12 protein-coding genes and 2 tRNA genes are annotated in these 15096 nt (G+C 52.5%); 3 read left to right on the top strand and 11 right to left on the bottom strand.

Features of this window, described 5'->3' with window-relative positions:
• Nucleotides 1-86: 86 nt before the first annotated feature.
• From truB to JTI85_RS19520, 6 genes are all read right to left on the bottom strand, one after another.
• Complete coding sequence (truB, locus tag JTI85_RS19495) at nt 87-1031, bottom strand: tRNA pseudouridine(55) synthase TruB (RefSeq protein ID WP_003024986.1); 945 nt, start codon at nt 1029-1031, stop codon at nt 87-89.
• Nucleotides 1031-1435 carry a 30S ribosome-binding factor RbfA gene (gene rbfA / locus JTI85_RS19500; protein WP_003024988.1) on the bottom strand — a complete coding sequence of 135 codons (405 nt, stop codon included), beginning with the start codon at nt 1433-1435 and terminating at the stop codon, nt 1031-1033. Before rbfA ends, truB begins: the two co-directional genes overlap by 1 nt.
• 146 nt (nt 1436-1581) lie before the next feature.
• Complete coding sequence (gene infB / locus JTI85_RS19505; RefSeq protein WP_048213393.1) at nt 1582-4272, bottom strand: translation initiation factor IF-2; 2691 nt, start codon at nt 4270-4272, stop codon at nt 1582-1584.
• Between the two features lie 24 nt (nt 4273-4296).
• Nucleotides 4297-5784 carry a transcription termination factor NusA gene (gene nusA, locus JTI85_RS19510; protein WP_043017784.1) on the bottom strand — a complete coding sequence of 496 codons (1488 nt, stop codon included), beginning with the start codon at nt 5782-5784 and terminating at the stop codon, nt 4297-4299.
• A 28-nt stretch (nt 5785-5812) separates the two neighbouring features.
• A complete protein-coding gene (gene rimP, locus JTI85_RS19515; protein WP_061068860.1) occupies nt 5813-6265 on the bottom strand; it encodes a ribosome maturation factor RimP in 453 nt (150 codons plus the stop codon).
• A gap of 207 nt (nt 6266-6472) precedes the next feature.
• Nucleotides 6473-6549 (bottom strand) — tRNA-Met (locus JTI85_RS19520).
• A 334-nt stretch (nt 6550-6883) separates the two neighbouring features.
• On the opposite strand from JTI85_RS19520, the gene argG reads away from it, so the two are divergent.
• Entirely contained in the window at nt 6884-8227 is a 1344-nt protein-coding gene (gene argG / locus JTI85_RS19525) for an argininosuccinate synthase (protein WP_005131837.1), read from the top strand.
• Between the two features lie 205 nt (nt 8228-8432).
• Here the strand turns inward: argG and JTI85_RS19530 are convergent.
• From JTI85_RS19530 to JTI85_RS19540, 3 genes are all read right to left on the bottom strand, one after another.
• Nucleotides 8433-8519 (bottom strand) — tRNA-Leu (locus JTI85_RS19530).
• Between the two features lie 9 nt (nt 8520-8528).
• The gene (gene secG / locus JTI85_RS19535) at nt 8529-8861 is read right to left on the bottom strand and encodes a preprotein translocase subunit SecG (RefSeq protein ID WP_006687886.1); all 333 of its coding nucleotides are present in this window, start codon (nt 8859-8861) and stop codon (nt 8529-8531) included.
• 167 nt (nt 8862-9028) lie between these two features.
• The gene (locus JTI85_RS19540) at nt 9029-9922 is read right to left on the bottom strand and encodes a LysR family transcriptional regulator (RefSeq protein ID WP_219351929.1); all 894 of its coding nucleotides are present in this window, start codon (nt 9920-9922) and stop codon (nt 9029-9031) included.
• A gap of 148 nt (nt 9923-10070) precedes the next feature.
• Between JTI85_RS19540 and iadA the strand changes: the two genes are divergently transcribed.
• Complete coding sequence (gene iadA, locus JTI85_RS19545; RefSeq protein ID WP_219351930.1) at nt 10071-11204, top strand: beta-aspartyl-peptidase; 1134 nt, start codon at nt 10071-10073, stop codon at nt 11202-11204.
• Between the two features lie 10 nt (nt 11205-11214).
• Nucleotides 11215-12681: a C4-dicarboxylate transporter DcuC gene (gene dcuC, locus JTI85_RS19550; RefSeq protein ID WP_048213408.1), complete on the top strand. Its 1467-nt coding sequence runs from the start codon at nt 11215-11217 to the stop codon at nt 12679-12681.
• Nucleotides 12682-12731: 50 nt separating this feature from the next.
• On the opposite strand, the gene glmM is transcribed toward dcuC, so the two are convergent.
• Both glmM and folP read right to left on the bottom strand, forming a co-directional pair.
• Nucleotides 12732-14069, bottom strand: a complete 1338-nt coding sequence (glmM, locus tag JTI85_RS19555) for a phosphoglucosamine mutase (RefSeq protein ID WP_101741911.1) — start codon at nt 14067-14069, stop codon at nt 12732-12734.
• The gene (gene folP, locus JTI85_RS19560) at nt 14062-14910 is read right to left on the bottom strand and encodes a dihydropteroate synthase (protein WP_048213410.1); all 849 of its coding nucleotides are present in this window, start codon (nt 14908-14910) and stop codon (nt 14062-14064) included. The genes glmM and folP overlap by 8 nt, the downstream gene beginning before the upstream one ends.
• Between the last annotated feature and the right edge of the window lie 186 nt (nt 14911-15096).

The raw sequence follows: 15096 nt of genomic DNA on the forward strand, positions 1-15096 counted from the left end.
ACGCCACGTAGATTGTTAAACAATTTACGTGACGTTAAGCGGCAGTATTCTACTCGCAGCGCCCTTTTATCGCAAGACAGAGAGCGTTATGCAGGATACTCAACCACCAGGCGACGGGGGGCGACACGACCTTCATCGTCCATCTCCCCCATGCCGATAAACTTGCCGTCATCGCCTTCCGTCACACGCACCAGCCCTTCCAGCGGCGCGCCTGACGTCCGTACCGGGTTACCATTTTTAAAGTAAACCGAGGATGTTAAAGGCAAATTAACAACAGGATAGTCCGATGCTGGACTGTCCATTGGCATCAGCAAAGGATCAAGCAGCTGTGCCGCCGGAATGTTCTGCTGCTCGGCCTGTTCAACCAGCTCACGCAGATGTTCCAGCGTCACCATTCGATCCACCGGATACTTGCTGACCGTCAAACGACGCAGATACGTGACGTGCGCGCCGCAGCCCAACTTCTCACCGAGATCGTCAACGATGGTGCGAATATAGGTGCCTTTGGAGCAGTGAACTTCCAGCTCCAGCTCGTTACCTTCGTGGCGAATAAACAGCAGCTCATAGACGGTAATCGGGCGCGCTTCACGCGGCACTTCAATGCCCTGACGCGCATATTCGTACAGCTTCTTACCCTGATACTTCAGCGCCGAATACATTGACGGGATCTGCTCGATATCGCCGCGGAAAGTCTCCAGCGCGCTTGCAAGCTGCTCAGCGGTGAAGGTTACCGGACGTTCCTGCACGATTTGCCCATCAGCATCGGAAGTGTCTGTACGCTGGCCCAGACGGGCAACCACGCGATAGCGTTTATCAGAATCCAGCAAATACTGTGAAAACTTCGTCGCTTCACCGAGGCAAATCGGCAGCATGCCTGTCGCCAGCGGATCCAGCGCGCCGGTATGTCCCGCGCGGTTGGCATTGTAGATGCGCTTTACTTTTTGCAGTACGTCATTGCTGGACATGCCTTGCGGTTTGTCCAGCAGCAGAACACCGTGAATGTCGCGACCACGACGACGAGGACGACTCATCAGTCCTCCTTGCTGTCGTCCGCTGGGTTCACACGACGCTCATCGTCATGTTTCACCACGCTGGTCACCAGGTTGGACATGCGCATCCCTTCGACCAGTGAGTTGTCGTAGAAGAAGGTCAGTTCCGGCACGATACGCAGACGCATGGCTTTACCCAGCAGAGAGCGGATAAAACCAGAAGCTTCCTGCAGCGCCTTAATACCATTTTTAACGGCAGCTTCGTCCTGGTCGTTCAGGAACGTCACGAATACTTTGGCATACGCCAGATCACGGGACATCTCAACACCAGACACGGTAGTCATCATGCCCACGCGTGGGTCTTTGATTTCGCGTTGCAGGATGAGTGCGATTTCTTTCTGCATCTCCTGCGCGACGCGCTGCGGGCGACCAAATTCTTTCGCCATAATAAATTCTCCAGAATAAAGACAAAAAAGGGGCAATAAGCCCCTTTTTAAATTTCTTGCCGGGTGGCGCTTCGCTTACCCGGCCTACGCTTAATCATCTTCTAAGGATTTTGGGTTGCAAGTTGCGACCCAAAAGACGACGAAGATTATGCGATGGTACGTTTAATCTCGATGATCTCGAACACTTCGATCATATCGCCAACGCGAACGTCGTTGTAGTTCTTCACGCCGATACCACATTCCATGCCGTTACGGACTTCGTTGACATCATCTTTGAAGCGGCGCAGGGATTCCAGCTCACCTTCATAGATAACCACGTTGTCGCGCAGTACGCGGATTGGGTTGTGACGTTTAATCGTACCTTCGGTAACCATACAGCCTGCGATAGCGCCGAATTTCGGTGATTTGAACACATCACGCACTTCAGCCAGACCAATGATCTGCTGTTTCAGCTCCGGAGACAGCATGCCGCTCATCGCTGCTTTCACTTCGTCGATCAGATGATAGATGACGGAGTAGTAACGCAGATCCAGGCTTTCAGATTCGATAACTTTACGTGCAGATGCATCAGCACGGACGTTGAAGCCAACCAGAATCGCGTTGGATGCCGCTGCCAGAGTCGCGTCGGTTTCGGTGATACCACCCACGCCGGAACCGATGATCTTCACTTTTACTTCGTCGGTAGACAGTTTCAGTAAAGAGTCAGAAATCGCTTCGACAGAACCCTGCACGTCGGCTTTCAGGACGATGTTCACTTCGTGAACTTCACCATCAGTCATGTTAGCGAACATGTTTTCAAGTTTAGATTTCTGCTGACGAGCCAGTTTAACTTCACGGAATTTGCCCTGACGATACAGTGCAACTTCACGGGCTTTCTTCTCGTCACGAACGACAGTAACTTCGTCACCTGCAGCCGGAACACCGGACAGACCGAGGATTTCCACCGGAATGGATGGACCTGCTTCCAGTACTTCCTGACCCAATTCGTTACGCATCGCACGAACGCGACCGTATTCGAAGCCACAGAGTACGATGTCGCCTTTGTGCAGCGTACCTTCACGCACCAGTACGGTAGCAACCGGACCACGACCTTTATCCAGGAAGGATTCGATAACCGCACCGCTCGCCATACCTTTACGCACAGCTTTCAGTTCCAGTACTTCGGCCTGCAGCAGGATAGCATCCAGCAGCTCGTCGATACCGGTACCCGCTTTCGCAGAAACGTGAACGAATTGGCTCTCGCCGCCCCACTCTTCCGGCATGATGCCGTACTGGGACAGTTCGTTTTTAACGCGATCAGGATCCGCTTCTGGTTTATCGATCTTATTGACTGCAACCACTACCGGCACACCTGCCGCTTTCGCGTGCTGGATTGCTTCGATAGTCTGCGGCATCACGCCGTCGTCTGCTGCAACAACCAGAACCACGATATCCGTTGCCTGAGCACCACGAGCACGCATGGAGGTAAACGCGGCGTGACCCGGGGTATCCAGGAAGGTGATCATACCGTTGTCAGTTTCAACGTGGTACGCACCGATGTGCTGGGTAATGCCGCCTGCTTCGCCAGAGGCCACTTTCGTGGAACGAATGTAGTCCAGCAGAGACGTTTTACCATGGTCAACGTGACCCATGATGGTGACTACCGGTGCGCGCGGTTCAGCCGCAGCGCCGGTATCACGGTCGCTCATTACCGCTTCTTCCAGCTCGTTTTCACGACGCAGGATAACTTTGTGGCCCATCTCTTCGGCAACCAGCTGTGCGGTTTCCTGGTCGATGACCTGGTTAATGGTCGCCATTGCGCCCAGTTTCATCATCGCTTTGATGACCTGAGAGCCTTTAACTGCCATTTTGTTCGCCAGATCGCCAACGGTGATGGTTTCACCGATCACAACGTCACGGTTAACGGCCTGAGCTGGCTTCTGGAAGCCCTGCTGCAGAGCGGAACCTTTACGCTGCTTACCGCCTTTACCACCGCGAACCGCGGCACGCGCTTCTTCACGGTCAGCTTTAGATTCAGCGTGTTTGTTGCCTTTCTTCGCCGGACGCGCTGCTTTCGTGCTGCGAGTACGACCACGGCCGCCTTCGACTTCACGATCGTTCTCGTCTTCAGCCTGGCGAGCGTGCTGGGAAGTGGTGACGTGATAATCGCTGGTATCTTCAACAGGTTCAGCGTTATTCACACCATTTTTCTCATTTTCTTCCGCCATACGGCGAGCTTCTTCCGCTACGCGGCGCGCTTCTTCTTCAAGCTTGCGACGTGCTTCTTCTTCCGCTTTACGCTTCAGTTCAGCGGCTTCATTTTCACGGCGGGCTTTTTCGGCCTGGGCGGTTTTAGTCATATCGTCGGTCTGTTGATTGCTCACTTTGTCTTTTTCCGCAGCTTCACGTTTCGCTTTATCAGCGGCTTCACGCTTAGCTTGTTCTGCGGCCTCACGTTCGGCTTTTTGTTGCGCCTCGCGTTTGGCAGCTTCTTCTGCCTCTCGACGGGCTTGCTCTTCCGCTTCACGCTGCGCCTGCTCTTCCGCGGCAAGGCGTTCAGCCTCTTGCGGATCGCGTTTCACAAAGGTGCGTGTCTTGCGGACTTCGATTTGTACCGATTTACTTTTCCCACCGGTACCTGGAATATTGAGAGTACTGCGCGTTTTACGCTGCAATGTCAACTTATCCGGCGCTGAGCCGTTTTCACGGTTCAGGTGCGCCAGTAAGGTTTGTTTCTCTTGTGCGGATACAGAGTCGTCAGCAGACTTCGGGATACCTGCATCAGCAAATTGCTGTACCAGGCGATCCACGGAGGTCTGTATCTCTGCAGCCAGTGTTTTTACGGTTACATCTGTCATACTGTTCCTTCCTGCTACAGTTTATTACGCTTCGTCGCCGAACCAGCAAATATTACGGGCAGCCATAATCAGCTCACCGGCTTTTTCGTCGGTCAACCCTTCGATATCAGCCAGATCATCAATGCCCTGTTCAGCGAGATCTTCCAGCGTACAAACACCACGGGCAGCCAGTTTGAAGGCCATCTCACGATCCAATCCTTCCAGATTCAGCAGATCGTCAGCCGGTTTGTTATCACCGAGGCTTTCTTCCTGGGCCAGTGCCAGAGTGGTCAGTGCGTTTTTAGCACGCTCGCGCAGCGCTTCAACGGTCTGTTCATCCAGGCCGTCGATTTCCAGCAGCTCTTTCATTGGCACGTAGGCCAGTTCTTCCAGCGTCGCAAACCCTTCTTCCACCAGAACGGTCGCGAAATCTTCGTCGATATCGAGATATTTGGTGAAGGTGTCAATGGCTGCATGTGCTTCAGCCTGATGCTTCGCCTGCAGGTCATCAACGGTCATCACGTTGAGTTCCCAACCGCTCAGTTGTGAAGCCAGGCGGACGTTCTGACCATTACGTCCAATCGCCTGCGCCAGGTTACCGGCTTCAACCGCGATATCCATGGTGTGTTTGTCTTCATCCACCACGATAGAAGCGACGTCTGCTGGCGCCATTGCGTTAATCACGAATTGCGCCGGGTTATCATCCCACAGGACGATATCAATACGCTCGCCGCCCAGTTCGGTAGAAACCGCCTGAACGCGCGCACCGCGCATACCAACACACGCGCCGACCGGATCAATACGCTTGTCGTTGGTCTTAACGGCGATTTTCGCACGCGACCCTGGATCGCGAGCTGCCGCTTTAATTTCGATCACTTCTTCGCCAATTTCTGGCACTTCAATGCGGAACAGTTCAACCAGCATTTCCGGTTTGGAACGAGTTACGAACAGTTGCGCACCGCGCGCTTCCGGGCGTACAGAGTACAGAACGCCACGAATACGGTCACCTGGGCGGAAGTTTTCACGCGGGAGCATGTCTTCACGCAGGATCACGGCTTCAGCATTGCTGCCCAGATCCAGAGAAATGTTGTCGCGGTTTACTTTCTTCACCACGCCAGTAACGATTTCGCCTTCGTGCTCGCGGAACTGATCAACAACCATTGCACGTTCAGCTTCACGTACTTTCTGTACGATAACCTGTTTCGCGGTCTGGGTAGTGATACGGTCAAAGGTGACAGATTCAATCTGATCTTCAACATATTCGCCCACGTTCAGACTTTCGTCTTCGAAACGTGCCGCTTCCAGCGTAATTTCTTTGGTCGGCTGAGTAACTTCTTCTACGATTACCCAACGACGGAAGGTATCGAAATCACCGCTTTTACGATCGATTTCTACGCGAACGTCGATCTCTTGCTCATATTTTTTCTTTGTTGCTGTAGCCAGCGCACTTTCCAGCGCTTCAAAAATTTTCTCGCGTGGCAGCGCTTTTTCGTTGGATACGGCTTCAACAACAGCCAAAATTTCTTTGTTCATCGCGGGCTTTTCACCTCAATCCAGACTGTTAAAAGTGGGGAACCAGGTTCGCCTTCTGGATATTACTCAGCGCGAACACTTCATCTTTACCGTCGACTGTGACCGTGATCATCTCACCGTCCACCGCTTTGATAACGCCCTGCCATTTACGGCGGTTTTGTACCGCCATACGAAGAACCAGCGTGACTTCTTCACCCAGGAAACGCACGTAGTGTTCAGCTGTGAACAGAGGACGGTCGAGACCCGGAGAGGAGACTTCCAGGTTATAGGCAACGGTGATCGGGTCTTCGACATCCATCACGGCGCTTACCTGATGGCTCACATCAGCACAATCATCAACATTGATGCCATCTTCACTATCAATATAGATGCGCAGTGTGGATGTGCGACCGCGAATAAATTCGATGCCGACCAGTTCGTAGCCCAGGGCTTCAACCGGCGCTGTAATCATCTCTGTTAATTTTTGCTCTAATGTGGACAAGCCCACCCCCAAGACATAAAAAAAGGGCCTAAAGCCCAGTTATTCTGTAGTCAGATAACAAAAAACCCCGATAAATCGGGGCTTTAGATAACTGAACCCTATAACCGCACCTGCGGTTCGGAAAACCTTCCGAAAGAATTTTTTTCAAATCCAGCTACGAAGGCCTAAGTCTTCACAGTATATTTGAAAAAGAACTCTAAGGGAAAGTGGTTGCGGGGGCCGGATTTGAACCGACGACCTTCGGGTTATGAGCCCGACGAGCTACCAGGCTGCTCCACCCCGCGCCTGAAACGTGGCAAATTTTACGCGTTTTGGGTAAAAAATGCAAATACTGCTGGGATTTGGTACCGAGGACGGGACGTAAAATCTGCGCACAGTATATTGATTCACTATGCGTTATGTCAACCTTGTTACGACTATGCAAATCAATGAATGCTGGCCCGTGGATGTTCAGCAAGATAAATATGCCATCCACGCCGTTATTTAACGAAATTATCACTAAACTCTTCCTGTCATCCAGAAAAGATGATTAAATGAAAACTCATTTATTTTGCATAAAAATGCAATTAGTATAATAAGCCGACCTCTTCACCAGTCTATCAAGCAGGGTTTTATTTTATGACGACGATTCTCAAGCATCTCCCGGTAGGTCAACGTATTGGTATCGCTTTTTCCGGCGGCCTGGACACCAGTGCAGCACTGCTGTGGATGCGACAAAAAGGGGCTGTCCCATATGCATATACTGCGAATTTGGGCCAGCCGGATGAGGATGACTATGACGCCATCCCTCGCCGTGCAATGGAATATGGTGCTGAGAATGCTCGCCTGGTAGATTGCCGTAAGCAGCTGGTTGCCGAAGGGATCGCTGCCATTCAGTGCGGTGCATTCCACAACACCACCGGCGGACTGACCTATTTCAATACCACCCCGCTGGGTCGTGCAGTCACCGGCACCATGCTGGTTGCTGCCATGAAAGAAGATGGCGTAAATATCTGGGGTGACGGTAGCACCTATAAAGGGAACGATATTGAACGTTTCTATCGTTACGGCCTGCTGACCAACGCCGAACTGCAGATTTACAAACCATGGCTGGATACCGACTTCATCGACGAACTCGGCGGTCGCCATGAGATGTCCGAATTTATGATTGCCTGTGGTTTCGACTACAAGATGTCTGTCGAAAAAGCGTATTCCACCGACTCCAATATGCTCGGCGCGACCCACGAAGCTAAAGACCTCGAGTTCCTGAACTCCAGCGTCAAAATCGTCAACCCGATTATGGGCGTGAAGTTCTGGGATGAGAGCGTGAAGATCCCGGCAGAAGAAGTGACCGTGCGTTTTGAGCAAGGCCATCCGGTTGCCCTGAACGGTAAGACCTTCAGCGACGACGTTGAGATGATGCTGGAAGCCAACCGTATCGGCGGCCGTCATGGTCTGGGTATGAGCGACCAGATTGAAAACCGTATCATTGAAGCAAAAAGCCGCGGTATCTATGAAGCCCCGGGGATGGCACTGCTGCACATCGCCTACGAGCGTCTGCTGACCGGTATTCACAACGAAGACACCATTGAGCAATATCACGCGCACGGTCGCCAGTTGGGTCGTCTGCTGTATCAGGGCCGCTGGTTCGACTCTCAGGCGCTGATGCTGCGTGATGGTCTGCAGCGTTGGGTTGCCAGCCAGATCACCGGTGAAGTCACGCTGGAACTGCGTCGCGGTAACGACTATTCAATCCTCAACACCGTGTCTGACAACCTGACCTACAAGCCAGAACGTCTGACCATGGAGAAAGGTGATTCGGTATTCTCGCCAGACGATCGTATCGGTCAGTTGACTATGCGTAATCTGGATATCACCGATACCCGCGAGAAGCTGTTTGGCTACGCGCAGTCTGGCCTGCTCACCGCCTCTTCCGCAACCGGCCTGCCACAGGTTGAGAATCTGGAAAACAAGGCGAAATAATCATTCATCGTCTTAAGGCCGCGAAAGCGGCCTTTTTTATGCGCGGAATATAGAGTGTTTGTAGGCCTGATAAGCGTAGCACCATCAGGCGTTGTAATAATGTCGGATGGCGGCGTAAACGCCTTATCCGACCTACAGGCCTACAGGACAGCCACAAATAACAGACGAAAAAAAAGACGCTTTGCAGCGTCTTTTTTTTGGAATTTGGTACCGAGGATGGGACTCGAACCCACAAGCCCGTTAGGGCACTACCACCTCAAGGTAGCGTGTCTACCAATTCCACCACCTCGGTACAGAATACTTAGTGCGGGATATCGCTGGTCGGCTGAGCCGGAGCAGCTGGCTGAGTTTGCTCGGTTTTCGCCGGTGCGCTCAGATTTTCCCACTCACTTCCTTTATTGGTCTTATTGCTGTTCATGTTACCCAGCACCAGACTGATAATGAAGAACAGAGTTCCTAACACAGCTGTCATACGGGTCATGAAGTTGCCAGAACCACTTGAACCAAACAGTGTACCAGAAGCGCCTGCGCCAAAAGAGGCTCCCATATCAGCGCCTTTGCCTTGCTGCAGCATGATCAAGCCTACCAGGCCAATTGCCACAATAAGGAAAACTACTAAAAGAGCTTCGTGCATAATCAACCTGTTCCTTGCGGAGTTGCCGCGTACAATGCTTCGACCATTAAAGCGGGAATATTTACTGTTTCCCACTGAAGCGGGTGTGAATACTAACCAAAGCGAATAACCTTCGCAAGGGCAATTTGTTAGCATTGTATCAAGTGCGGAAAAAATCGCCACATCAATCAAAAACGCAGCAACTTATCCCAGCATCGCTGCATTACTGACCGCTGATCGTCAAGGTTTGCCCAAACAACAATTGGGATCTCACAGACCAGATCCGAATTTTCTGGCCAACACTGAATGATCTCCTGATTCACCAACTCCTCAGCCACCATTGATTCAGGTAACCACGCCATTCCCATATGGCGCAGTACCATTTCTCGTATTGTTTCGCTTAGCCCAGTCTCAAACACTTTTTTCAACCGTGGGCGCACTCGTTGTTCTGCCGGATCAATAATACGTCTGACAAAGGTATAGTCGCTGTAGCATAGCCAGGGGATCGCGGTATGCGGATCATCCAGTTTGTCCGCGAGTTGCGCAGAAACCACCGGGATAAAACGCTCATATCGCCATAAAGAACGTTTCAGCCCTCCGGCAATCTCCAGCCCCGGTTGTGAAGAGGGTAAATCGTACGTCACCAGCATATCAATTTGCCGGTTTATCAGGGCATTAAAGTGATTATCAATCCCCTGGATGCTGGCATTTACCGTGAAGTTTAATTGCGGTTCACTTTGGCGCAAATAGTTGATCATATCCGGCAAGATATTCACCGACAGCGTATGCAGGCTAACCATAACCAGCGTATTGTCCGTTGCTGGCATCATCGCCGACAGCTCGTGGCGCGCCTCTGTTAACGTGCTGAGGACGTGCCTGGCATAAGGTTCAAAGCGTTCGCCATAACAGGTTAGTGTAACGGGCGTCGTGGTGCGGTCAAACAGCGGGACCCCCAACATCTCCTCCAGAGCCTTTATACGTCGGCTTAGCGCGGGTTGGGTGATATGCCGCTGTATCGCTGCCTGGGAGTAATTCCCATACTGGCTCAACACCAGAAAATCTTCTAACCACTTCGAATCCACGTCTCATTCCCCATCATGCCATAACCGTATCCACCGATGACAAATCGGCAATAGTCACAGTTATAGTAATGGCTTTAATGTGGGCATCATAACAACAATATTCTGTTTCACCTGCCGACTCTCACCCTCGACGTTTGACAGGACCGATATGTTTACTTTACTGACCAATGCCCGCGTTTTTTCTCCGGAGGATTTAGGCCTCTGTTCCCTGCTCATACATGCCGATCGCATTGTGGCTGTTGAAAAAGATATTGCACTCTTTGATGGTGTCAAAGAGGTCATCGATTGCCGCGGTAAGTGGGTAATTCCCGGAATTATCGATCAGCATGTTCATCTTACCGGCGGCGGCGGTGAAGCCGGCTTTGCCAGCCGGACGCCAGCCGTCAAGCTGCGCGATCTGATTCAGGCCGGTATTACGACGGTCGTCGGCGTGCTGGGTACTGATGCGATATCCCGCTCCCCGAAAGATCTTTACGCCAAAATGCAGTCCCTCAATCTGGAAGGCCTGCGTGCGTATATGCATACCGGAGCCTACGCGGTACCCAGCCCGACAATTACACGATCCATTCGCGATGATATGGCATTTATCCCGGCAATCCTGGGTGTCAAAATCGCCCTCGCCGACCACCGTGGCTCTTACCCCTCTTTCCAGGAATTATTGAGGATAGTCAGTGATATCCGCGTGGCTTCACTGCTGGCCGGAAAAAAAGGGTTGCTGCACGTACACCTGGGCAATCTGCCGGAAGGGATGTCACAGCTGATGGAACTGTGTGATGCCGGTATTCCAATTCATCACATTTCACCGACGCATGTCGCGAGGACAGAAGTATTGTTCGAACAGGCTATCGCTTTCGCACATCGCGGTGGCCATATCGACGTGACGTCTGGCGGCAGTCGATTTATGCCCCAGGAGCAAGCGATTCTCCACGCGCTGGAATCACAGGTTCCGGCCGATCGCATCACCATTAGCTCTGATGGCAATGGCAGCGTGCCGCGCTTTAATGCGCAAGGCATCGTAGAAGGGTTAAGCGCCGCGCCGGTAGCTGGCAACCTCAACCTGCTGCCTCGTCTGATTGATGTCGGTATTCCAGTGTCTCAGGCGATCGCGATGTTGACGGCGAACGTCGCACGCTCACTGGGTATTTCTGGCGGCGTACTTTGCGCAGGAGAACGTGCTGATATTTGCGTGCTCAATGACGACCTCTCACTGGCCCACCTGTTTGCCGCTGGAAAGCCGCTACTGCGTGATGGTGAGTGTCTGGTTACCGGCAACTTCGAGTAAGGGGGCGAGAATGTCATTATTACTGGCGCTACTCGCCATCATTTTCGCCGGACGTCTGATCCTGAAAAAGTACCACCCTCAGTCGGTGTTGCTCTTAACCGGGATCGTACTACTGCTTGTCGCGCATTTTAGCGGGATGACCACGCTCAGTAACCTGGTAAAAAAGAGCACCGGATTTGGCCCCTTTGACGCCTTTGAGTTTATTCGCGACACCCTGAGCGTGCGTCTCGGCGGTCTCGGGCTACAAATCATGCTGATAGGTGGCTTTGCCACCTATATGTCGGCCATTGGCGCAAGTCAGGTGCTGGTGCGCGTCACATCCCGCCCCTTGCAACGTCTGAACTCCCCTTACCTGCTGCTAGGGCTGGCCTTGCTGCTGGGCCAATTTCTGTCGCTATTTATCAGTAGCGCCACCGGACTGGGTCTGCTATTGATGGCAACGCTTTACCCCCTGCTGACCCGTCTTGGCTGCAGCCGCGCCGCCGTTGCTGCAGTTATCGCCAGTACCTGTGCCGTTGAATTTGGCCCGGGTTCCGGGAACTCAGTTCTCGCCGCTAAAACGGCGGGTATCGAGGTAGTTAACTATTTTGTTCAGGATCAGTTACCGATCGTTGTCCCCGTTATTCTGTTCATCGCCCTGCTGCATATTGTTGTACAACGCTTTTTCGATCGCCGGGAGAGCGATGACAATACCGCGCAGCAAATGCAGACATTAACCTCAACCGAAGAAGCTGAAGCGCCGGTTGCCTGGCTATTCCTGCCGATGTTACCGCTGGTGTTGATGCTGGTGTGCAGTGATTTAGTATTCAGCTCACTCAAAATTACGCTCGATACCGCCGTACTGATAAGCCTGGCCATTACCCTGATTTGCGAATATTGCCGCCATCGTAAAGCTCGCGACGTGATGGCTGGCGTACAAAAAGTCTTCGACAGCATGGGCAGTGTGTTTGCCACGGTAGTCACGCTGATTATCGCCGGTGAAGTCTTCTCCGCCGGTCTGAAAGCGATTGGTGCGGTTGATGCGCTGCTGTCACTCTCAGGAGAATTTGGCCTCAGCGCAGCTTCCATAATCTTGCTGATGACGCTAATCACCTTTGCGATTTCAGCGTTAATGGGCTCCGGAAATGCAGCATTTTTCTCCTTCGCCCCGATGGTGCCGGATATCAGCCGCCATATCGGCAGCGACGTGGCGGTTATGATGCTACCGATTCAGATCTCAGCGGGCATTGGACGGACATTGTCGCCTATTGCCGGCGTGATTATCGCCATCGCTGGGATCGCAGGTGTATCACCGGTGGATATCGTTAAACGCACCGCAATTCCGATGCTGGGAGGATGGCTGCTGATGATTGCGCTGACATTCGCCCGATCCGGGCACTTGTTGGCGGTTCTCCCGTGGCTGAGCGTCCTCGTGCTATTGATGGTCGGTGGCTACTTCTGGCAGCGCCGACGTAAACAGCCGCTGGCAGTACAGTAAAAAAAAGCCGGAGTCTCTCAGACTCCGGCTCTTACACTTTACGGAAAGGGTTAAACGGCTTTCACTGCATCCGCAATGCGGTGCGCAAACTCCGTAACCTGTGCTTCGTCTTCACCTTCAACCATCACACGGATTAATGGCTCAGTGCCCGACTTACGCAGCAGGACGCGTCCACGGTTACCCAGTGCCGCTTCAACCTCTGCCATCACCGCTTTCACGCTTTCGTGTTCCAGCGGATCGCCGCTGCCTGCGGTGTAACGTACGTTAACCAGCAGTTGCGGGAACATTTTCATGCCGCTGCACAGATCGTGCAGACTCATATGGTTACGCACCATCGCTGCCAGTACCTGCAGACCCGCCACAATACCGTCACCCGTGGTGGTTTTATCCAGCAGGATCACATGACCTGAGTTTTCCGCGCCGATACGCCAGCCTTTTTCCTGCATTTTTTCCAGCACATAACGGTCGCCCACTTTCGCACGAGCAAACGGAATGCCCAGTTGTTTCAGCGCCAGCTCGAGGCCCATGTTGCTCATCAGAGTACCCACCGCGCCGCCGCGCAGTTGCCCCTGGCGCAGCGCTTCACGAGCGATGATGTACATGATCTGGTCGCCGTCGACTTTATTACCTTCGTGATCAACCATAATGACGCGGTCGCCGTCACCGTCCAGAGCAATACCCAGATCGGCTTTTTCCGCGATTACGCGCGCCTGCAGCGCACGAACATCGGTCGCGCCAACTTCTTCATTGATGTTCACGCCGTTCGGTTCACAGCCAATCGCAATGACGTTAGCACCCAGCTCGCGCAGTACATTTGGCGCAATGTGGTACGTTGCGCCGTTAGCGCAGTCCACCACAATTTTAAGCTCGTTCAGGCTCAGTTCATTCGGGAATGTGCCTTTGCAGAACTCAATATAACGACCGGCAGCATCGACAATACGACTGGCTTTACCCAATTCGGCCGAATCCACGCAGGTGATTGCTTTTTCCATCTCCGCTTCAATTGCTTCTTCAACTGCATCAGGCAGTTTGGTCCCGTCGATGGAGAAGAATTTAATCCCGTTGTCATAAAATGGGTTGTGAGAAGCGGAGATAACAATCCCGGCTTCAGCACGGAAAGCACGCGTCAGATAAGCAACGGCAGGTGTTGGCATGGGGCCGGTGAAAGAAGCTGACAACCCCGCGGCAGCCAGGCCCGCTTCCAGCGCGGACTCCAGCATATAGCCGGAAATACGCGTATCTTTACCGATAATGATTTTGCGTGAACCATGACGTGCCAGCACTTTTCCTGCCGCCCAGCCCAGCTTGAGCACAAAGTCAGGAGTGATTGGAGCGTCGCCTACACGACCACGAATCCCATCGGTGCCAAAATATTTACGATTACTCATAGCGTTTGTTTTCCTTTGCAGACAATGTGGCTTCCACCACACGCATCGCTTCTACGGTTTCTTTGACGTCATGGACACGAATAATCTGCGCTCCCTGCATTGCGGCAATGACCGCGCATGCAAGGCTGCCGCTCAAACGCTCAGATGGACCCACATTGAGCAATTGGCCAACCATTGATTTTCGTGACATCCCTACCAGCAGCGGCAGATTAAAATGATGAAATTCCGCCAGACGTGCCAGCAATGTGTAGTTGTGAGTAAGATTTTTACCGAATCCGAATCCTGGGTCGAGTAGCAATTTATCTTTTGTGATTCCGGCCCGTTCACAACGTGCTATTTGCTCAACAAAGTAACGATTTACCTCAGCAAATACATCCTCATACTTCGGTGCTTCCTGCATAGTTTTCGGCTGCCCCTGCATATGCATCAGGCAAACCGGCAATCCAGTTTCTGCCGCAGCTTCCAGCGCGCCCGGCTCCGAGAGTGAGCGAATGTCATTAATGATATGTGCGCCCACTCTGGCGCACTCACGAATGACCTCTGGTTTTGAGGTATCTACCGAAATCCACACTTCAAAACGTTGAGCAATTGCCTCCACCACCGGGATCACTCGCTGCAGTTCTTCTTCCACGCTAACATCCGCCGCTCCCGGTCGCGTAGACTCACCACCCACATCAATGATAGTCGCCCCTGCGTTAATCATCAGATTTGCGTGTTTTACCGCCTCAACCAGAGAGTTGTGCGCCCCGCCATCAGAAAAAGAGTCTGGTGTGACGTTTAAAATCCCCATGACGTGGGGATGGCTGAGATCCAGCGAAGATCCCTGAGCAAAGAGTTTCATAGTGTTATCCCTGGTATATACCCATCGTCTTTCAAGCTGCATCTGCGTTAGCTTTCCTCGCTCACCCCAGTCACGTACTGATGTACGCTCCAGGGGATTCCCTGCGTCGCCGCCTTGATGCAACTCGAAATTCATTGGGTATAAGTTGATAAATAAAAAAACCCCGGAGCAAGCCCCAGGGTTTTC

It is taken from the genome of Citrobacter sp. Colony219, assembly GCF_019382635.1.
Lineage (GTDB): Bacteria > Pseudomonadota > Gammaproteobacteria > Enterobacterales > Enterobacteriaceae > Citrobacter > Citrobacter youngae.

Excerpts from the sequence above, each read along its gene's own strand:
- infB (WP_048213393.1), bottom strand. The coding sequence starts at position 4,272 with ATGACAGATGTAACCGTAAAAACACTGGCTGCAGAGATACAGACCTCC.
- argG (WP_005131837.1), top strand. The coding sequence starts at position 6,884 with ATGACGACGATTCTCAAGCATCTCCCGGTAGGTCAACGTATTGGTATC.
- secG (WP_006687886.1), bottom strand. The coding sequence starts at position 8,861 with ATGCACGAAGCTCTTTTAGTAGTTTTCCTTATTGTGGCAATTGGCCTG.
- rbfA (WP_003024988.1), bottom strand. The coding sequence starts at position 1,435 with ATGGCGAAAGAATTTGGTCGCCCGCAGCGCGTCGCGCAGGAGATGCAG.
- iadA (WP_219351930.1), top strand. The coding sequence starts at position 10,071 with ATGTTTACTTTACTGACCAATGCCCGCGTTTTTTCTCCGGAGGATTTA.
- folP (WP_048213410.1), bottom strand. The coding sequence starts at position 14,910 with ATGAAACTCTTTGCTCAGGGATCTTCGCTGGATCTCAGCCATCCCCAC.
- glmM (WP_101741911.1), bottom strand. The coding sequence starts at position 14,069 with ATGAGTAATCGTAAATATTTTGGCACCGATGGGATTCGTGGTCGTGTA.
- truB (WP_003024986.1), bottom strand. The coding sequence starts at position 1,031 with ATGAGTCGTCCTCGTCGTCGTGGTCGCGACATTCACGGTGTTCTGCTG.
- nusA (WP_043017784.1), bottom strand. The coding sequence starts at position 5,784 with ATGAACAAAGAAATTTTGGCTGTTGTTGAAGCCGTATCCAACGAAAAA.
- dcuC (WP_048213408.1), top strand. The coding sequence starts at position 11,215 with ATGTCATTATTACTGGCGCTACTCGCCATCATTTTCGCCGGACGTCTG.